Consider the following 18,911-nt stretch of genomic DNA (forward strand, 5'->3'; position numbering starts at 1 on the left):
GAGGATCGTACAAGAGAGATATCTACCCGCGTAGAAATTTCCTCCAGGTACGCTGAGGGAACCGCCTTCGCACCAACCACCTCATCGGGAGTGCCAGTGGCACGCGTCGTAGTCGACGTCATGCTCAAGCCGGAGATCCTCGACCCCCAGGGCCAGGCGGTGCAGCGTGCACTGCCGCGCCTGGGCTTCGAAGGGATCGCCGACGTCCGCCAGGGGAAGCGCTTCGAACTGGAGGTGGAGGGACCGGTCGACCAGGCCGCCCTCGACCGCATCCACAAGATGGCCGAAACCTTCCTCGCCAACACCGTCATCGAAGACTTCACCGTGAAGGTCGAGGCCTGACGGTGACCACTCGCATCGGAGTCGTCACGTTCCCCGGAACGCTCGACGACCGTGACTCGCTGCGCGCCGTGCGCCTCGCGGGAGCCGAGCCCGTATCGCTCTGGCACCGCGACAAGGACCTCCACCAGGTCGACGCGGTCGTCCTCGCGGGCGGCTTCTCCTACGGGGACTACCTGCGCGCCGGAGCCATCTCCCGCTTCTCGCCGGTGATGGAGAGCATCATCGAGCAGGCCAAGGGCGGCATGCCCGTCCTCGGCATCTGCAACGGCTTCCAGATCCTCACGGAGGCCCACCTGCTGCCGGGGGCGATGCTCCGCAACAACCACCTGCACTTCATCTGCCGCGACCAGAAGCTGCGGGTGGAGAACGCGGAGACCGCCTGGACCGGTGACTACACCGCCGGCGAGGAGATCTCCGTACCGCTCAAGAACATGGACGGCCGCTACGTGGCCGACGAGCGGGTGCTGGACGAACTGGAGGCCGAAGGCCGAGTGGCCTTCCGGTACCTCGACGTCAACCCGAACGGCTCGCTGCGCGACATCGCAGGCATCACCAACGCCGCGGGCAACGTCGTCGGCCTCATGCCGCACCCCGAGCACGCGGTCGAGCCGCTGATCGGGACGGGCCGCACCGACGGCCTCCCGTTCTTCACCTCGGTCCTGAAGAAGCTGGTCAGCGCATGAGCCTCGACACCGTCAAGAACGCCACCGAGACCCCGGACGCCTCCCAGCCCTGGAAGGAACTCGGCCTCAAGGAGGACGAGTACGCCCGGATCCGCGAGATCCTCGACCGCCGTCCCACCGGCGCCGAGCTCGCCATGTACTCCGTCATGTGGTCCGAGCACTGCTCGTACAAGAGCAGCAAGGTCCACCTGAAGCAGTTCGGCGAGAAGGTCCCGCAGAACGACGCCATGCTCGTCGGCATCGGCGAGAACGCCGGAGTCGTCGACGTCGGCCAGGGTTACGCGGTCACCTTCAAGGTCGAGTCGCACAACCACCCCAGCTACATCGAGCCCTACCAGGGCGCGGCCACCGGCATCGGCGGCATCGTCCGCGACATCCTCGCCATGGGCGCCCGCCCGATCGCGGTCGTCGACCCGCTCCGCTTCGGCGCGGCCGACCACCCTGACACCAAGCGCGTCCTGCCGGGCGTCGTCGCGGGCATCGGCGGCTACGGCAACTGCCTCGGCCTGCCGAACATCGGCGGCGAGGTCGTCTTCGACGCCTGCTACCAGGGCAACCCCCTCGTCAACGCCGGCTGCATCGGCGTCATGAAGCACGAGGACATCCACCTCGCCAAGGCCTCCGGCCCGGGCAACAAGGTCATCCTCTACGGCGCCCGCACGGGCGGCGACGGCATCGGCGGCGTGTCCGTCCTCGCCTCGGAGACCTTCGACGACACGAAGCCGACCAAGCGTCCGGCGGTCCAGGTCGGCGACCCCTTCCAGGAGAAGCTCCTCATCGAGTGCACCCTGGAGATCTTCAAGGAGAAGCTGGTCGCGGGCATCCAGGACCTCGGCGGCGCCGGGCTCTCCTGCGCCACGAGCGAGCTGGCCTCCGCCGGTACCGGCGGCATGCGCGTCGACCTCGACACCGTTCCGCTGCGCGACGCGACGCTCTCGCCCGAGGAAATCCTCATGAGCGAGTCGCAGGAGCGCATGTGCGCGATCGTCGAACCGCAGTACGTGGACCGCTTCATGGAGATCTGCGAGAAGTGGGACGTCATCGCCACCGTCATCGGTGAGGTGACCGAGGGCGACCACCTGGAGATCTACTGGCACGGCGAGCTCATCGTGGACGTGCCCCCGGGCACCGTCGCCCACGAGGGCCCGACCTACCACCGCCCGTACGCGCGCCCCTCCTGGCAGGACGCGCTGCAGGCCGACGACGCGGGCAAGCTGCCCCGCCCGCAGACCTCCGAGGAGCTCCGCGCGCAGGTCCTGGCCCTGGTCTCGTCGCCGAACCAGGCCTCGAAGTCCTGGATCACCGACCAGTACGACCGCTTCGTCCAGGGCAACACGGTGCTCTCGCAGCCCGAGGACGCCGGCATGGTCCGCATCGACGAGGAGACCAACCTCGGCGTGGCCATGTCCACGGACGGCAACGGCCGGTTCGCCAAGCTCGACCCCTACACGGGTGCGCAGCTCGCGCTGGCCGAGTCCTACCGCAACGTGGCCGCGACCGGCGCCAAGCCGCTGGCGATCTCCGACTGCCTGAACTTCGGCTCCCCCGAGGACCCGGACGTCATGTGGCAGTTCGCCGAAGCCTGCCGCGGTCTCGCGGACGGCTGCCTGGAGCTGGGCACCCCGGTGACCGGCGGCAACGTCTCCCTCTACAACCAGACGGGCGACATCGCGATCCACCCGACCCCGGTCGTGGCGGTCCTCGGCGTGATCGACGACGTCAACCGCCGTACGCCGATGGCGTTCGCGGAGGCCGGCCAGCTGCTGTACCTGCTCGGCGACACCGCCGAGGAGTTCGGCGGCTCGGCCTGGTCCGAGGTGGTCCACCAGCACCTCGGCGGCATGCCGCCCAAGGTGGACCTGGGCCGCGAGAAGCTCCTCGCCGAGATCCTGATCTCGGCCTCGCGCGACGGCATGATCGACGCCGCGCACGACCTGTCCGACGGCGGCGTGATCCAGGCGCTCACCGAGTCCTGCCTGCGCGGCGGCAACGGTGCGCGGATCGTGGTGCCCGAGGCGCTGGACGCCTTCACCTTCCTGTTCTCCGAGTCCGCGGGCCGGGCCATCGTGGCCGTCCCGCGCAGCGAGGAGCTCCGCTTCACCGACATGTGCGGTGCGCGGGGCCTGCCGGCGACCCGGATCGGTGTCGTCGACGGCGAGGAGATCGAGGTCCAGGGCGAGTTCACCCTCCCCCTGGCCGAGCTCCGCACCGCCCACGAGGGCACGATCCCGGCACTGCTCGCCTGAGCCGCCGTTCCTCAGGAACCGACTAGCCCCCGTCCGGAACCATCTCCGGGCGGGGGCTCGTCCGTTCCGGCAGGACGTCCGCACGGGGGGCGGCCACCGGGGAAGACGGGGAAACGGGGAGACGGATGTCCTGGATCAGGGGCCGAAGGCTCGGTACGGGCGGGGTGTTGCTGGTAGTGGCCGCCGTGTGCGCGGGCGGTTGGTTCACGTACGACTGGAACCGGACCCGTCAGGACCGTGCGCAGAGCCGGGCGGCGATCACGAAGGCCTGCGAGGGCCTGGTGGACCCGGGGAGGGTGATGCGGCTCGGCACCCCCTCGGACAAGGTGGACGCCGGTGAGCGCGGGGACCGCCTGTGCGTCCTGCGCCGGGCCGGGATGTTCGAGGGCCAGGAGGACATGTACGAGTTCTTCTCGCTCGGCGTGGCGAACTCCACCGGCCCCATCGTCGACGCGGGCCGGTACGCCTACGACGGCGGCCGCACCGTGGCGGTGACGGCGGCGTGCGCGGAGGCCGTCGCGGGCACCGGGGTGACCTCCGTCCGGGTCACGGCCACCTCCCTCTACGAGAACGCGGACTTCGCCGATCCCCGGGAGCTGGCCGCGCTGGCCCGGGAGGCCGCACTGCGCGCGGCCGCGAAGCAGGGCTGCGCGACGCAGCTGCCGGCGGTGCCGCAGGACCTGAGGCACGGCTGACCCCTTAGGGTCGGCCCCATGCCTCCCGCGAAGAAGAAGCCGCGCACCTACGACCACGCCAGGACCCGTACGGCCGTCCTCGCGCAGTTCGGGCATGTGCGGGACGCCGTACGGGAGTTGGACGCGGAGCAGCTCGCCCGCCCCAGCGGGGTCGGGGACTGGTCCGTCGCCGAGCTCGCCGCGCACATCGCGTGGATCGCCGACTCGCTGGCCGGCGGCCTCGCCCGGCCGCCCGCGGCCGTCGCCGAACTGTCCGCCGCCGAGTGGCCGTTCGCGACGGCCTCGCTCGCCGGGAAGATCGCGGAAGCCGCCAAGGAGACCCTGGAGGGGGCCCCGCTCGCCGAGCTCTACGACCGGGCCGGAGCCCGCCTGGCCGAGGCGCTCGACGAGAACCGGGGCAGCCGCGTGCTGGACCTGTGGATCGGGGCGATGACCCTGGCCGACTTCCTGGTCACCCGCACCGTCGAGCTCGTCGTCCACACCGACGACCTGCGCCGCGCCACCGGACTGGACATCCCCGTGGACCGCCAGGCCCTGGCCGCGTGCACCCGGCTGCTCGCCGACGCCCTCGCGCTCAAGGCTCCCGGCGGGGCGGTGGAGTTCCGGGTCCCGCCGTTCGCGGTGGTGCAGTGCGTGGAGGGGCCCCGGCACACCCGGGGCACCCCGCCGAACGTGGTGGAGACCGATCCGCTGACCTGGATCCGGCTCGCCACCGGCCGTACGAGCTGGGCCGAAGCGCTGGACGGGGCCCAGGTCCGGGCCAGCGGCGAGCGCGCCGACCTCTCGGCGCTGCTCCCCCTGATGGGCTGATCCGGGAACCGGTTCGCGGCCGGCCGCGTCCCATCGGCATGCGTACGCTGCCGCTCCTTCCCGCCGCCCTGGTCGCCGTACTCGCGCTGTCCGCCACCGCCACCGCCTGCGGTGACGGCGGGGGCACGCCGGGGACGCGCCCCGGCCGCGGTTTCTCCGGATCCTGGTCGGTCGAGAGCCTCACCGTCGACGGCAAGGTGCTGCCGGCCCCTGCCGCGGCCCGGCTGTCGGTGGAACCCGGCAAGGGCCACGAGGCCGAGGCCACCGGAAACTACGGCTGCAACGGCTTCACCGCAGCGGTGGTCTTCGACTCGGCAGCCACCATGACGGTCTCGCCCGGCGCCCACACCGACATGGCCTGCCCCGACCTGCCGTTCGAGACGGCCTTCGCCAAGCTCTTCCGGGGCTCGCTGACCGTGGAACGGAGCCTGGAGAAGATCACGTTGAAGGCCCCGGACGGGAACGTGATCGCCCTGAGCTCGAAGCCCCCGGCGCCCGCCGCCCCGCTCCTCGCCACGCAGTGGACCGTCGACTCCCTGATCAAGGGCGAGACCGCCTCCTCGGTCCCGGCCGACGCCGAGGGCCGGGCCCGCTTCACCCTGGCCGCGGACGGCACGGTGAGCGGCAGCCTCGGCTGCAACCGCTTCAACGCACCGGCCGCGGTCGAGGGGAACCGGCTCACCGTCGGCCCCCTCACCACCACCCGGATGGCCTGCGAGGGCGGCCCCGGCGAGCTCGAACGGACCCTCACCGCCCTCTTCGGCTCCGGCCCGCTCGACTGGAAGGTCCAGGGCGACACCCTCACCCTCACCGCGACCGCTTCGGGCACCGCGATCACCGCGAAGGCGGCCTCGGCCGTCGAGTGAGCCGGACCCCCCGCCGTCCACAGGCTGTGGACCACGTCACCGGGCCGGGGACGGGTGATCAGCCCGGGTACGGCAGCAGGCCCGCGTCCGTCTTCTCCCAGGCCGAGCGGAGTTCGGCCAGGCGGGCCGGCTCCAGGGCCGCCTTGTCGGCCTGCTCGCGGATGTCGCCGGCCAGGTTGAAGAGCTGGTCGCGGCCCGTCTTGCCGCGGTAGTACTTCCAGTCGCCGCGGCGCAGCGCCCGCTCCCCGCGGACCCGCCAGAAGAGGTTGCGCTCGGCGGGCTTCTCGCCGCGCAGCAGGTACCCGGCCAGGCTGACCCCGTCCAGCGGGTACGCCGGGTTCGCGCGGGTGCCCGCCAGTTCCAGCAGGGTGGCCGTCCAGTCGGGCGTGAAGACCGGCACGTGGCTGACCTGGCCGCCGTCGAGGCGGGCGGGCCAGCGGACGATGTTCGGGACCCGGATGCCGCCCTCCTGGAGGGAGGCCTTGTTGCCGGAGAGCGGCCAGTTGTGGGAGAAGCGCTCGCCACCGTTGTCGCTGGAGAAGAAGACCAGCGTGTCCTCCTCCTGGCCGGAGCGCTTGAGCGCCTTCAGCACCTCGCCGACCGAGCGGTCGAGGTCCTCCACCATCTGCTTGTACTTCTCGATCGAGCCGCCGTCCTGGTGCCACAGGGCCCGTCCGTCGCCGGCCTTGATCCGGCGCGTGACCTCGGCGCTCGCCTCGGTGTCCCCGTCGGCGATCCACGGCCAGTGCGGGGTGGTGAAGTTGAGGTTCAGCAGCCACGGCTTGTCTCCGTGGTCGCGAGAGACGTACGCAGCTGCGCGCTCGGTCACGATCCGCGTGTAGTAGCGCAGGTCCTTGTACTCGGCGTCGCCCTCGTAGAGGTCGTACTCCCCGCCCAGGCCCAGCTTGGAGTAGTACTCCAGGGCTCCGCCGAAGTTGCCGAAGAACTCGTCCCAGCCGGACTTGGTCGGGCTGTAGTCGGGCAGGTAGCCGCAGTGCCACTTGCCTATCAGCGCCGTCGAGTAGCCGGAGTCGCGCAGCAGCGAGGCGAGCGTCGGGTGGGTCGGCTCCAGGCCCACCGTCTTGTCCGCGATGGGCTCGGCGAGCCCGCCCTTGGCACGGCCCGGGTAGCGGCCGGTGTACAGGCTGAAGCGGGTCGGGGAGCAGGTCGCGGAGCCCGAGTAGGCGTCGGTGAAGCGGACGCCCTGGCGGGCGAGCCGGTCCAGGTTCGGGGTCTTGATGTTCGGGGAGCCGTAGGAGGACAGGTCGGCCCAGCCGAGGTCGTCCCCGAGGATGAACAGGATGTTCGGGCGGCGGGAGCGGCTTCCCCGGTCGGCCCGGAACTCCCGTTCCTGCGGGCCCGCGTCCCGGTCTTCCGCGGCGGGCGCCGCGTGGGCCGGGGCGGCGGCGCCCAGCCCCACTGCGGCGGCGGCCGCGGTCGCGCCGACCGCGCCGCCGAAGGCGCGCCGGGACAGGTTGGGTTCGTACGAGGTCACGGGTACTCCAGAGCAGGGCCCGCCGGCCGTCGGCGCGGTCCGGCTCCGGGCGGCGCGGGACGGCGCGGGGCACGGCGGAGCGGATGCGGACGGAAAGCGGCGGGGAAAGGCGAAAAAGAAAAGGAAAAGCGGCGTGTGACTACGCAGAACAGCGACAGATGGCGCTGGCGACACGGACGAGGTCCACGTGTCGGCGCGCGACGAGGGTGACGGTGCGGTCACCGAGAGGCTGCATGGGCCGGAGCTTGTACGAAACGACAGGCGGCTGTCAACCAGGGCAATCCGGATATTGAGACGACCGGCTTGCGAACAGGTTTCGTCACCCTGCGTGCTGTGACATTTCCCGGGCATCCCCAATTCGGACCAGTGGTCGATCTCGCCTACACTCGGGGGCGTGCCTCGTGGTGATGGACGACTCAACCACGACCTGCTCCCCGGCGAAAAGGGCCCCCAGGACGCTTGCGGCGTCTTCGGTGTCTGGGCTCCGGGTGAAGAGGTCGCCAAGCTCACCTACTTCGGACTGTATGCACTGCAGCACCGTGGACAAGAGTCCGCGGGTATCGCTGTGAGCAACGGTTCCCAGATCCTCGTCTTCAAGGACATGGGCCTCGTTTCCCAAGTCTTCGACGAAACCTCTCTCGGCTCGCTCCAGGGTCATATCGCGGTCGGTCACGCCCGCTACTCGACCACTGGTGCCTCCGTCTGGGAGAACGCTCAGCCGACCTTCCGTGCGACCGCCCACGGCTCCATTGCCCTGGGTCACAACGGCAACCTGGTGAACACCGCCGAGTTGGCCGAGATGGTCGCCGACCTCCCCCGTCAGGACGGCCGTGCCACCCAGGTGGCGGCCACCAACGACACCGACCTGGTCACCGCCCTGCTGGCCGGCCAGACGGACGACGACGGCAAGCCCCTGACCATCGAGGAGTCGGCCACCAAGGTCCTCCCGAAGGTGAAGGGCGCCTTCTCGCTCGTCTTCATGGACGAGGGCACGCTCTACACCGCCCGTGACCCGCAGGGCATCCGCCCGCTGGTCCTCGGCCGCCTGGAGCGCGGCTGGGTGGTGGCGAGCGAGACCGCCGCCCTCGACATCTGCGGCGCCAGCTTCGTCCGCGAGGTCGAGCCGGGCGAGCTGATCGCGATCGACGAGAACGGCCTTCGGACTTCTCGCTTCGCGGAAGCAAAGCCCAAGGGCTGTGTCTTCGAGTACGTCTACCTGGCGCGCCCGGACACCGACATCGCCGGCCGGAACGTCTACCTCTCGCGTGTCGAGATGGGACGGCGCCTGGCCAAGGAAGCCCCGGCCGAGGCCGACCTGGTGATATCGACGCCGGAGTCGGGTACGCCCGCCGCCGTCGGCTACGCCGAGGCCAGCGGGATCCCGTACGGCGTCGGCCTGGTCAAGAACGCCTACGTGGGCCGGACCTTCATCCAGCCCTCGCAGACGATCCGCCAGCTCGGCATCCGCCTCAAGCTCAACCCCCTCAAGGAAGTCATCCGGGGCAAGCGCCTGGTGGTCGTCGACGACTCGATCGTCCGCGGCAACACCCAGCGCGCCCTGGTCAAGATGCTCCGCGAGGCCGGCGCGGCGGAGGTCCACATCCGGATCTCCTCGCCGCCGGTGAAGTGGCCGTGCTTCTTCGGCATCGACTTCGCCACCCGGGCCGAGCTGATCGCCAACGGCATGACGGTCGACGAGATCGCCACGTCGCTGGGCGCGGACTCGCTCTCGTACATCTCGCTCGACTCGATGATCGAGGCGACGACCATCCAGAAGCCCAACCTCTGCCGTGCCTGCTTCGACGGCGTGTACCCCATGGAACTGCCCGACCCGCAGCTCCTGGGCAAGCAGCTCCTGGAAACGGAGCTGGCCGGCGGCACCGACGCCGCCGACGCCCTCCGGCGCCCGTAGGGCCCGAGGCAACGCCGCGGTACGCGGGCTCGCACGAGCCCGCGCACCGCGGCCCCTCCCCTCCCCCCTCATCCTGCTCAACCTGCGCGGGGCCTTCTCTTTCAGGCTTTTCCAGGGCCTCGCACCACACGCAGCAACGACACGAAAGCTCTCTCCTGTCATGACAGAGAAGACCACCGGTGCCAGCTACGCAGCCGCGGGCGTGGACATCGACGCGGGAGACCGCGCCGTCGAGCTGATGAAGGAGTGGGTGAAGAAGACGCAGCGCCCCGAGGTCCTCGGCGGCCTCGGCGGCTTCGCCGGCCTCTTCGACGCCTCCGCCCTCAAGCGCTACGAGCGCCCCCTGCTCGCCTCCGCCACCGACGGCGTCGGCACCAAGGTGGACATCGCCCGCCGCATGGGCGTGTACGACACCATCGGCCACGACCTCGTCGCGATGGTCATGGACGACATCGTCGTGTGCGGCGCCGAGCCGCTCTTCATGACCGACTACATCTGCGTCGGCAAGGTCCATCCCGAGCGCGTCGCGGCCATCGTCAAGGGCATCGCCGAGGGCTGCGTCCTGGCCGGCTGCGCCCTGGTCGGTGGCGAGACCGCCGAGCACCCCGGCCTGCTGGGCCCGGACGACTTCGACGTGGCGGGCGCCGGCACCGGCGTCGTCGAATACGACCGCCTGCTGGGCGCGGACCGCATCCGTACGGGCGACGCCGTCATCGCGATGGCGTCCTCCGGTCTTCACTCGAACGGGTACTCGCTGGTCCGCCACGTCCTCTTCGACCGGGCCGGAATGTCCCTCGAGGGCCACGTCGAGGAGCTCGGCCGGACCCTCGGCGAGGAGCTGCTGGAGCCCACCAAGATCTACTCGCTGGACTGCATGGCCCTCACCCGGACGGCCGACGTGCACGCCTACTCCCACATCACGGGCGGCGGCCTCGCGGCCAACCTCGCCCGGGTGATCCCGGACCACCTGCACGCCACGGTCGACCGTTCGACCTGGACCCCGGGCGCGATCTTCGACCTGGTCGGCAAGGCCGGTCAGGTGGAGCGCCTGGAGCTGGAGAAGACCCTGAACATGGGCGTCGGCATGATGGCCGTGGTCCCGCAGGAGTCGGTGGACGTGGCCCTGACCGCCCTGGCCGACCGGGGCGTCGACGCCTGGGTCGCGGGCGAGATCCTGGACCGCGGCGACCACGCCGAGGGCGCGACGATGACCGGCGACTACGCGAGCTGACCGGATCGGGGGAGCCGGCCACCACCGGCTCCCACCACCGGCTCCCACCTGCGCGAACAGCATGTGTGCGAACAGCACGGAAACCCGGCCCGGGGCGATGCCCTGGACCGGGTTTCCGTGCATGTGAAGCTGTGTGCCGCTGCTGAGGATCAGCGCACCGCGAGTTCGACGCCGATGGGCGCGTCAAGCACCGCGACGGTAGACGGACGGACCGGACTCTTCGTCCTCGTCCTCGTCATCGCTGTTGTAGCGCTCCGCGTACTTGGCGTACGGGTCGTCCTCGTCATCATCAAGCTCGTCATCGACGACCGGCTCGCTGACAGGCAGCGGTTCCGTGTGCGATGCGCCCAGCTCATTGGCCAGACGCGACAAGTCAGTCCCGCCGCTGCTGTACTTCAGCTGGCGGGCGACCTTCGTCTGCTTGGCCTTTGCCCGGCCGCGCCCCATGGCTCGACCCCCTCGGTGACGGGGCTCGACGGCCCCAGAGTCTGACACGCGTTCATGGTTCGGAGCGGGCTCTCCGTGGAGAGACCGTCCGTAGGGGTTTAACGGTACCTGCTTCCGCGGCCATACGGTACGCCGCCCGCATGACGCGCCCCGGTGCAGTACCAGCAAGGCGCCCCGTCCTCGCTGGTCAGCTGCGATTTTAGCCGTTTCCTGACGGGCGACCCGCCGAAGCGCAGTGAGTTCCGTCTCGCTGCGCCCCTGCGGGCCGCCCAGAAGCCCCGATCAGGGCCCCGTGAGGGTCGTGCGGGTCGTTCGGGTCAGACGGTGCGCGCCGCGCTGCGGGCGTCCGCCATCCGCTGCTCGGCGATGCGGTCGGCGGCCGCGGCCGGCGGAATCCCGTCCGCCTTCGCACGTGCGAAGATCTCCAGCGTGGTGTCGAAGATCTTCGCGGCCTTGGCCTTGCACCGGTCGAAGTCGAAGCCGCGCAGCTCGTCGGCGACCTGGATGACGCCGCCCGCGTTGACCACGTAGTCCGGGGCGTAGAGGATCCCGCGGTCGGCGAGGTCCTTCTCGATGCCCGGGTGGGCGAGCTGGTTGTTCGCCGCACCGCAGACGATCTTGGCGGTGAGGGCGGGCACGGAGTCGTCGTTCAGGGCCCCGCCGAGCGCGCAGGGGGCGTAGATGTCCAGGCCCTCCACGCGGATCAGCGCCTCGGTGTCGGCGACGGCGGTCACCTTGCCCGGGTGCTTGTCGAGGATCTTCTGCACGGACTCGGTGCGGACGTCCGTGATGACGACCTCGGCGCCGTCCTCCAGCAGGTGCTCGACCAGGTGGTGGCCGACCTTGCCGACGCCCGCGATGCCGACCTTGCGGCCGCGCAGGGTCGGGTCGCCCCACAGGTGCTGGGCGCTGGCGCGCATGCCCTGGAAGACGCCGAAGGCGGTGAGGACGGAGGAGTCGCCGGCGCCGCCGTTCTCGGGGGAGCGGCCGGTCGCCCAGCGGGTCTCGCGGGCCACGACGTCCATGTCGGCCACGTAGGTGCCGACGTCGCAGGCGGTCACGTAGCGGCCGCCGAGGGACTCCACGAACCGGCCGTAGGCCAGCAGCAGTTCCTCGGACTTCAAGACGTCCGGGTCGCCGATGATGACGGCCTTGCCGCCGCCCAGGTCGAGCCCGGCGAGCGCGTTCTTGTACGACATGCCGCGCGAGAGGTTCAGCGCGTCGAGGACGGCCTCCTCGTCCGAGGCGTACGCGTGGAACCGCGTACCGCCGAGGGCCGGGCCCAGGGCGGTGGAGTGGATCGCGATGACGGCCTTCAGGCCGGAGGCTCGGTCCTGGCACAGCACGACTTGCTCGTGGCCGCCCTGTTCGCTGCGGAACAGGGTGTGCAGGACGCCGTCGGTCATTTCGGTCACGGTGGTGACTCCCATGGAAGAGATGCGGCGGGTAAGACGCCCGCCCTGCGGGTGGGGGAGGGCGTGCTGGGAGCAGCGTAAGACCTCCGGGGCCCCGTGCTCCTCCCTGTCCGAAGATCGGGACACTGAAGGGTTGAGGGGATGCGGGGGAGCGTCCGCCGGAGTAGCGCCCGGCGGGGCGGGGGAGTACGAGAGCGTGAGCGAATCCCCCGATCCCCGGCTGCCGTCCGCCCGCTCGGCCCCCACCGTCCCGTACGCCTCCTACCTGCGCGTCTACGAGCCGCTGGCGGCCTTCCCGGAGCCCGAGCGCACCCACTGGGCCGACTACGCCCGGCGCGGGGCCACCCCGACCGCCCAGGACGAACTGCGACGGTCGCTGGTGGACTTGGTACGGGTGCCCGTGGTCGGTGTCCCGGTGCACGAGAGCGCGGACGCCTTCACCGCCGAGGTCGACGGGGTCCTGCTGGTCTGCCCCTGGCGGACGAGGCTGCGGGGCTGGCTCGCGCTCCAGGAACTGCAGGCCGAGTTCCCGCTGCCGGTGCTCGACGCCGCCCTGCCCGCGGCCGCCCGCCGCCGCGCCACCGAGGAGTACGAGCTCTGGCGCGGGCGCAATCCCGATGCGCGGCCGTGGATCCGCACGGGGGTCTGGCAGGTGCCGCTGCGCTGGTTCGTGCTGGTGGCCGACGAGGAGCGGGAGTACGTGCCGGGCGAGGGGCTGCGCTACCGGACGCCGATGGTGCAGGCCCGGCGCCGGCTCGCGCGGGGGCTGCGGACCCTGCGGGAGGCCGAGGGGTACGGGATGCTCGCCGAGGGGCTGGTGGAGGTCGGGAGCTGGCTGGAGGAGTTCCACCCCCGCTCGATGGTGGAGCTGGACTACGGCGGGCTGCTGCACGCCCTGCCGGCGGAGCGGCTCGACGCCGACCACTCGGCGGCGGACCTGGCGGCGGGGCTCGCGGCCCTGCGGACCGGGGACCGGGACGGGGCGGCGCGCACGTACGGGGCCCTGGCGGAGCGGTGGCGGGCGGTCCGGGAGAGACTCTTCGCCAATTGAGTGGTTCGGTTCCGGTTTCGGCCCGAGTGACCTGTGCGACCCGGGTAGCGACTCCGGACCCGCTTGTCCATCCGCCGACCGGCCGAGCACGGAAGAGAACGGCCAGCTCAAGGCCGTGATGCCCTCTTTTGGGTCTTTGTTCCGGGACCTTCGTCCCGATACGGGCCATTGGCCCAAGCGTGACGGACCGCACTTTCTACACCCTTGCGCCCTTCCCCTACCCTCATGCCAAAATAGGACAAGGAGTCCGGGGAGGGTTCCTTCCGTCCAACTAAGGGCGGAATGCTCGGTATTGCACTCTACGGGGGGTCTGACGACTCCTGATCGCTCTGTGACTGATCGTCACAGTGGGGTGACTGTCCGTTATGGGACGGTCCATCGGCTTCCGCCGCTGATGAACACCTCGGAGGGCAATTCCATCGGTTTGGCCGTCGAGGCTGGACGGATGGTGTAGTTGTAGTGCCGAGGACAAGCCGTTCGTCCTATAACCGACTCGGCCCGCGTATGTCCATTTCGGGCAGCGTGGGCCTAGGTGCAGAATTTAGAGGAAAGAACCGAGATGGTTCGGTTCTCCCGAGGAGGCCGCTCATGACCGCTCGCACCCCTGATGCCGAGCCGCTGCTGACCCCGGCTGAGGTTGCCACGATGTTCCGCGTGGACCCGAAGACGGTCACCCGTTGGGCCAAGGCTGGCAAGCTCACGTCCATCCGCACCCTGGGTGGACACCGCCGCTACCGCGAGGCTGAGGTCCGCGCACTGCTTGCGGGAATTCCGCAGCAGCGCAGCGAGGCCTGAGGTTCCGCAGCACGACTTATTGCCGGGCGTTTATCGGGTCCCCCAATCCGATGAGCCCCACAGAGCTTCAAACGGCCGGACCTGCCCCAACAGGTTCATCGGTCGTTCGATCGCGCTGGACTCCGCCGGGTCCAGCGCGATCTTTTTTATGCCCTGGTCAGGGCGTTATCGAGCTGATGTGCGGAGCCGGCCGGGGTGGGTGCAATGGCACATATAAAATCGAGCGGGCGTATGAGTCTCATAAAAGGGTGCGTCTCAAAAACACATGGGGTGACTCCCGTCACAGATGATCACTCTTGTGGATCAGGCAATGCACCCCGTAAAGGGACCTGTCGCGCAGAGCGCATCATCCGAACGGGCGATTTCGCGGGCGCGACGGGATGGTCGGGGATGCACTGGTCCGGTCCGGTGCGGTCCGGGTTCCCCGTCGGCCCCGCACGGGGCTCCAGGCGGCCCTCAGCGGGCCGTGGAGGGGCTGGTGGGGGTTCTGGGGGCAGCTGGGCCCAATCGGGCCCGTGAGGCGGCCTGGTGGGCCGTCCGGCCCAACGGGCCCGTGCGGCGGTCGGTGCGCCGGCCGCCGCCTCGGGCCGTACGTCGCCCCGCACTTCGGTGCCGTCGTGCCCCTTGGGTGCCGTCCCGCCCCTTCGGCGGCCACCACCGCCCCCGGAAACGCGTCAAGGCCCGCATCCAGAGGATGCGGGCCTTGACGATCTTGCGAACCTGACGGGACTTGAACCCGCGACCTCCACCTTGACAGGGTGGCGAGCTAACCAACTGCTCCACAGGTCCTTGATTTGCGGCCGCTCGGCGGCTGCGAATCAGACTGTACCGCAGCTCAGGGGGTGCAGTCGAACCCGATCACCGAGCAGGTCCCGGGGCGGCCGCGTCCACCGCCTTCACGATGCGCTTGTCGGAGATCGGATAGGCCGTTCCGAGGGCGTGCGCGAAGTAGCTGACCCGCAGTTCCTCGATCATCCAGCGGATCTCGGTGACCTCCGCCGGGACCGGCCTGCCCTTGGGCAACTGCTCCAGCAGCCACAGGTACTCGTCCCGCATCTCGTGGACCTTCTCCATGCGCGTGGTGTCGCGCTGGACGCCCGTGGGCATCTGCTGGAGCCGCCGGTCGACGGCCACCAGGTAGCGCATCAGGTCCGGCAGCCGGCGCAGTCCGGTCAGCGTGACGAAGCCGGCCGGCATGAGGGCCGCGAGCTGCGTCTTGGCGTCCTGGACGTTGGCCACCAGGGCGAGGCTGGCCGTGGTCTTCAGACGGCGTTCACAGGCCTGCCAGGCGGCCAGCACCTGCTGCACCTGCGTGATCGTCCGCACGGTCGTGTCCACCAGGTCGGCCCGCACGGCCTCGTAGAGCTTGCGGAAGCCCGCCTCGTCCCACGCCGGTCCGCCGTGCCGCGCGATCAGGTGGTCGGCCGCCGCGGTCGCGCAGTCGTCGAACAGCGCCTGGATGGAGCCGTGCGGATTGCGCGACAGCGCCAGCTTCTGCTGGTTGCTCAGGTGGTCCGAGGCGAACTTCGCCGGGTTCACCGTGATGTTGAGCAGGATCAGCCGCCGGGTGCCGAGCCGCATCGCCTGCTGCTGCTCGGCCTCGGTGTCGAAGAGGCGTACGGAGACGCTCGTACCGGCGTCCACGAGCGCCGGGTACGCCTTCACCGGCTGGCCGGCCCGGCGGGTCTCGAAGACCTTGGTCAGCGTCCCGATGGTCCAGTCCGTCAGCCCGGTCTTCTCGACCGACTCCCCGCCCTCCCGCTCGGCGCTGGCCGCGGCGGCCTGCGAGAGCGCCTGGCGGGCCTTGGGCTTGAGCCGGAGCCGCAGGGCCTCCAGGTCCTTGGCCTCGGCGAGGTTCTTGCGGCGCTCGTCGACGATCCGGAAGGTGATCTTCAGGTGGTCGGGGATACGGGTCAGGTCGAAGTCCTCGGCGCTGACCGGCACCCCGACCATCCGCTGGAGCTCCCGGGCCAGCGTCACGTGCAGGGGCTCCTGCAGCGGGTGCGCGGTGGCCAGGAAGCGGGTCGCGTAGTTCGGCGCGGGCACGTAGTGCCGGCGGATCGGCTTCGGGAGGGACCGGATCAGCTCCGTGACCACCTCCTCGCGCAGACCCGGGATCTGCCAGTCGAAGCCCTCGTCCGTGACCTGGTTCAGCACCTGGAGCGGGATGTGGACGGTCACGCCGTCCGCGTCCGCGCCCGGCTCGAACTGGTAGGTCACCCGGAACTTCAGCCGGCCCTGCATCCAGGAGTCCGGATAGTCGGCCTTGGTGACCCCGGCCGCCTTCTCCGTCAGGAGCATCTCGCGCTCGAAGTCGAGCAGCTCGGGCTCGTCGCGCTTCTTGTGCTTCCACCAGGAGTCGAAGTGCGCCCCCGAGACCACGTGTTCGGGGATCCGCTGGTCGTAGAAGTCGAAGAGCGTCTCGTCGTCGACCACGATGTCGCGGCGCCGGGCGCGGTTCTCCAGCTCCTCCACCTCGGTGAGGAGCTTGCGGTTGTCGGCGTAGAACTTGTGGTGGGTCCGCCAGTCGCCCTCGACCAGGGCGTTGCGAATGAACAGATCGCGCGAGACCTCGGCGTCGATCCGGCCGTAGTTGATCTTCCGCTGCGCGACGATCGGCACGCCGTACAGCGTGACCTTCTCGAAGGCCATCACGGCCGCCTGGTCCTTCTCCCAGTGCGGCTCGCTGTACGTGCGCTTGATCAGGTGCTGGGCGAGCGGCTCCACCCACTCCGGCTCGACCTTGGCGTTCACCCGGGCCCACAGCCGCGAGGTCTCCACCAGCTCGGCCGACATCAGGAACTTGGGCTGCTTCTTGAACAGCGAGGAACCCGGGAAGATCGCGAACTTGGCGGACCGGGCCCCCAGGTACTCGTTCTTGTCGGTGTCCTTCAGCCCGATGTGCGACAGCAGGCCGGCCAGCAGCGAGATGTGCACGCTCGTCTCGGGGGCGTCGGCCTCGTTGACGTGGATGCCCATGGACTTGGCGACCGTACGCAGCTGCGAATAGATGTCCTGCCATTCGCGGATCCGCAGGAAGTTCAGGTACTCCTGCTTGCACATCCGGCGGAAGGAGGACGAGCCGCGCTCCTTCTGCTGCTCGCGGATGTAGCGCCACATGTTCAGGAACGAGAGGAAGTCGCTCGTCTCGTCCTTGAACCGGGCGTGGTTCTGGTCCGCCTGCGTCTGCTTGTCGGAGGGCCGCTCGCGCGGGTCCTGGATGGACAGGGCCGCCGCGATGACCATGACCTCGCGGACGCAGTTGTTCTTGTCCGCTTCCACCACCATGCGGGCCAGGCGCGGGTCCACGGGGAGCTGGGAGAGCTGGCGGCCCATCGGGGTGAGCCGCTTCTTGTGATCCTTCTCGTTCGGATCGAGCGCCCCGAGCTCCTGGAGCAGCTGCACGCCGTCGCGGATGTTGCGGTGGTCCGGCGGATCGATGAAGGGGAACTTCTCGATCTCGCCGAGGCCGGCCGCGGTCATCTGGAGGATGACGGAGGCGAGGTTGGTGCGCAGGATCTCGGCGTCCGTGAACTCCGGGCGGGTGAGGAAGTCGTCCTCGGAGTAGAGGCGGATGCAGATGCCGTCGCTGGTACGGCCGCAGCGGCCCTTGCGCTGGTTGGCGCTGGCCTGCGAGATCCGCTCGATGGGCAGCCGCTGGACCTTGGTGCGGTGGCTGTACCGGGAGATGCGGGCGGTGCCCGGGTCGATCACGTACTTGATGCCGGGGACCGTCAGCGAGGTCTCGGCGACGTTGGTGGCCAGGACGATCCGGCGGCCGGTGTGCTGCTGGAACACGCGGTGCTGCTCGGCGTGCGACAGCCGTGCGTAGAGGGGGAGGACCTCGGTCAGGCGGAGCTTGCGCTTCTCCAGCGCGTCCGCCGTGTCGCGGATCTCGCGCTCGCCGGAGAGGAAAACCAGGACGTCGCCCGGACCCTCCGCCTGGAGCTCCTCGACGGCTTCGCAGATCGCGGTGATCTGGTCGCGGTCGCTGTCCTCGGAATCGTCTTCGAGGAGCGGGCGGTAACGGACCTCCACCGGGTACGTCCGGCCGCTGACCTCGACGATGGGGGCGTCGCCGAAGTGCCGGGAGAAGCGCTGCGGGTCGATCGTCGCCGAGGTGATGATCACCTTGAGGTCGGGGCGCTTGGGCAGCAGCGTGGCCAGGTAGCCGAGCAGGAAGTCGATGTTCAGCGACCGCTCGTGGGCCTCGTCGATGATGATCGTGTCGTACGCGCGCAGCTCGCGGTCCGTCTGGATCTCGGCGAGCAGGATGCCGTCCGTCATCAGCTTCACGAAGGTCGCGTCCTGGTCCACCTGGTCGGTGAACCGGACCTTCCAGCCGACGGTCTGGCCGATCTCGGACTTCAGCTCCTCCGCGATGCGCTCCGCGACCGTGCGGGCCGCGATCCGGCGGGGCTGGGTGTGCCCGATCATGCCGCGGACCCCGCGCCCCAGCTCCATGCAGATCTTGGGGATCTGCGTGGTCTTGCCGGAGCCGGTCTCGCCCGCGACGATCACGACCTGGTGGTCGCGTATCGCCTCGGCGATCTCGTCCTTCTTCTGGCTGACGGGCAGGTTCTCGGGATACGTGACCTCGGGCTTCCGCGAGGCGCGGCCGGCCAGTCGCGCGGCGGCCTGTTCGGCCTCCGCGGCGATCTCGTCGAGCACGGCCTGCTTGGCCTCGGGCTTGCGGATACGGCGGGCGCCTTCGAGGCGGCGGCCGAGGCGGTGCGCGTCACGGAGGGAGATCTCACCGAGAAGCGTCTGCAGGGCGGCGAAGGAAGTAGACATACCTGGTCGAGGATCTCACCCGTAGGTGCCGGGTGGCGAACGCATTTGTGGGGCTGACCCGTACCATTTCGGGACGAGTCCCCCGAGCGTTACCCCGACGTGTCCCCAGCGACGCCCCGACGAAGTCCC

The 18,911-nt window shown here is 70.0% G+C and carries 15 protein-coding genes and 1 tRNA gene; 10 read left to right on the forward strand and 6 right to left on the reverse strand.

Annotation, left to right across the window (positions count from 1 at the left end):
• Positions 1-90 precede the first annotated feature (90 nt).
• From purS to ACE1OC_RS21530, 6 genes are all read left to right on the forward strand, one after another.
• A complete protein-coding gene (gene purS, locus ACE1OC_RS21505) occupies positions 91-342 on the forward strand; it encodes a phosphoribosylformylglycinamidine synthase subunit PurS (RefSeq protein WP_008740952.1) in 252 nt (83 codons plus the stop codon).
• A gap of 2 nt (positions 343-344) precedes the next feature.
• Entirely contained in the window at positions 345-1,025 is a 681-nt protein-coding gene (gene purQ, locus ACE1OC_RS21510; protein WP_266907118.1) for a phosphoribosylformylglycinamidine synthase subunit PurQ, read from the forward strand.
• The gene (gene purL / locus ACE1OC_RS21515; protein ID WP_407838359.1) at positions 1,022-3,271 is read left to right on the forward strand and encodes a phosphoribosylformylglycinamidine synthase subunit PurL; all 2,250 of its coding nucleotides are present in this window, start codon (positions 1,022-1,024) and stop codon (positions 3,269-3,271) included. Before purQ ends, purL begins: the two co-directional genes overlap by 4 nt.
• A gap of 125 nt (positions 3,272-3,396) precedes the next feature.
• Positions 3,397-3,966 carry a hypothetical protein gene (locus ACE1OC_RS21520; protein WP_407838360.1) on the forward strand — a complete coding sequence of 190 codons (570 nt, stop codon included), beginning with the start codon at positions 3,397-3,399 and terminating at the stop codon, positions 3,964-3,966.
• Between the two features lie 18 nt (positions 3,967-3,984).
• Entirely contained in the window at positions 3,985-4,776 is a 792-nt protein-coding gene (locus ACE1OC_RS21525; protein WP_407838361.1) for a maleylpyruvate isomerase family mycothiol-dependent enzyme, read from the forward strand.
• Between the two features lie 38 nt (positions 4,777-4,814).
• Entirely contained in the window at positions 4,815-5,642 is an 828-nt protein-coding gene (locus tag ACE1OC_RS21530; protein ID WP_407838362.1) for an META domain-containing protein, read from the forward strand.
• 58 nt (positions 5,643-5,700) lie between these two features.
• Here ACE1OC_RS21530 and ACE1OC_RS21535 read toward each other — a convergent pair whose 3' ends face one another.
• On the reverse strand, positions 5,701-7,137 hold the full coding sequence (locus tag ACE1OC_RS21535; RefSeq protein ID WP_407838363.1) for a sulfatase-like hydrolase/transferase: 1,437 nt from the start codon (positions 7,135-7,137) through the stop codon (positions 5,701-5,703).
• Between the two features lie 139 nt (positions 7,138-7,276).
• Positions 7,277-7,372: a putative leader peptide gene (locus ACE1OC_RS21540; protein WP_323187867.1), complete on the reverse strand. Its 96-nt coding sequence runs from the start codon at positions 7,370-7,372 to the stop codon at positions 7,277-7,279.
• A gap of 159 nt (positions 7,373-7,531) precedes the next feature.
• Between ACE1OC_RS21540 and purF the strand changes: the two genes are divergently transcribed.
• Both purF and purM read left to right on the forward strand, forming a co-directional pair.
• Positions 7,532-9,049, forward strand: a complete 1,518-nt coding sequence (purF, locus tag ACE1OC_RS21545) for an amidophosphoribosyltransferase (protein WP_254381919.1) — start codon at positions 7,532-7,534, stop codon at positions 9,047-9,049.
• 160 nt (positions 9,050-9,209) lie between these two features.
• Positions 9,210-10,280: a phosphoribosylformylglycinamidine cyclo-ligase gene (purM, locus tag ACE1OC_RS21550; RefSeq protein ID WP_389689939.1), complete on the forward strand. Its 1,071-nt coding sequence runs from the start codon at positions 9,210-9,212 to the stop codon at positions 10,278-10,280.
• 183 nt (positions 10,281-10,463) lie between these two features.
• Here the strand turns inward: purM and ACE1OC_RS21555 are convergent, their stop codons facing one another.
• Positions 10,464-10,727 (reverse strand): DUF3073 domain-containing protein, encoded by a 264-nt coding sequence (locus ACE1OC_RS21555; RefSeq protein ID WP_250751938.1) that lies wholly within the window; start codon positions 10,725-10,727, stop codon positions 10,464-10,466.
• 317 nt (positions 10,728-11,044) lie between these two features.
• The gene (locus ACE1OC_RS21560) at positions 11,045-12,142 is read right to left on the reverse strand and encodes a Leu/Phe/Val dehydrogenase (protein ID WP_407838364.1); all 1,098 of its coding nucleotides are present in this window, start codon (positions 12,140-12,142) and stop codon (positions 11,045-11,047) included.
• A gap of 196 nt (positions 12,143-12,338) precedes the next feature.
• Between ACE1OC_RS21560 and ACE1OC_RS21565 the strand changes: the two genes are divergently transcribed.
• Positions 12,339-13,193 carry a hypothetical protein gene (locus ACE1OC_RS21565; protein ID WP_407838365.1) on the forward strand — a complete coding sequence of 285 codons (855 nt, stop codon included), beginning with the start codon at positions 12,339-12,341 and terminating at the stop codon, positions 13,191-13,193.
• 588 nt (positions 13,194-13,781) lie between these two features.
• Positions 13,782-13,988 (forward strand): developmental transcriptional regulator BldC, encoded by a 207-nt coding sequence (bldC, locus tag ACE1OC_RS21570; RefSeq protein ID WP_003949541.1) that lies wholly within the window; start codon positions 13,782-13,784, stop codon positions 13,986-13,988.
• A gap of 715 nt (positions 13,989-14,703) precedes the next feature.
• On the opposite strand, the gene ACE1OC_RS21575 is transcribed toward bldC, so the two are convergent.
• Positions 14,704-14,777 (reverse strand) — tRNA-Asp (locus tag ACE1OC_RS21575).
• Positions 14,778-14,846: 69 nt separating this feature from the next.
• Positions 14,847-18,782, reverse strand: coding sequence for an ATP-dependent RNA helicase HrpA (gene hrpA, locus ACE1OC_RS21580; RefSeq protein WP_407838366.1), 3,936 nt, complete (start codon positions 18,780-18,782; stop codon positions 14,847-14,849).
• Positions 18,783-18,911 lie beyond the last annotated feature (129 nt).

The organism is Streptomyces stoeckheimensis (assembly GCF_045822005.1).
Classification (GTDB): domain Bacteria; phylum Actinomycetota; class Actinomycetes; order Streptomycetales; family Streptomycetaceae; genus Streptomyces; species Streptomyces stoeckheimensis.

Coding starts and splice junctions, on each gene's coding strand:
- purL (WP_407838359.1), top strand. CDS start 1,022: ATGAGCCTCGACACCGTCAAGAACGCCACCGAGACCCCGGACGCCTCC.
- ACE1OC_RS21520 (WP_407838360.1), top strand. CDS start 3,397: ATGTCCTGGATCAGGGGCCGAAGGCTCGGTACGGGCGGGGTGTTGCTG.
- ACE1OC_RS21525 (WP_407838361.1), top strand. CDS start 3,985: ATGCCTCCCGCGAAGAAGAAGCCGCGCACCTACGACCACGCCAGGACC.
- ACE1OC_RS21530 (WP_407838362.1), top strand. CDS start 4,815: ATGCGTACGCTGCCGCTCCTTCCCGCCGCCCTGGTCGCCGTACTCGCG.
- ACE1OC_RS21540 (WP_323187867.1), bottom strand. CDS start 7,372: ATGCAGCCTCTCGGTGACCGCACCGTCACCCTCGTCGCGCGCCGACAC.
- purM (WP_389689939.1), top strand. CDS start 9,210: ATGACAGAGAAGACCACCGGTGCCAGCTACGCAGCCGCGGGCGTGGAC.
- ACE1OC_RS21555 (WP_250751938.1), bottom strand. CDS start 10,727: ATGGGGCGCGGCCGGGCAAAGGCCAAGCAGACGAAGGTCGCCCGCCAG.
- bldC (WP_003949541.1), top strand. CDS start 13,782: ATGACCGCTCGCACCCCTGATGCCGAGCCGCTGCTGACCCCGGCTGAG.
- hrpA (WP_407838366.1), bottom strand. CDS start 18,782: ATGTCTACTTCCTTCGCCGCCCTGCAGACGCTTCTCGGTGAGATCTCC.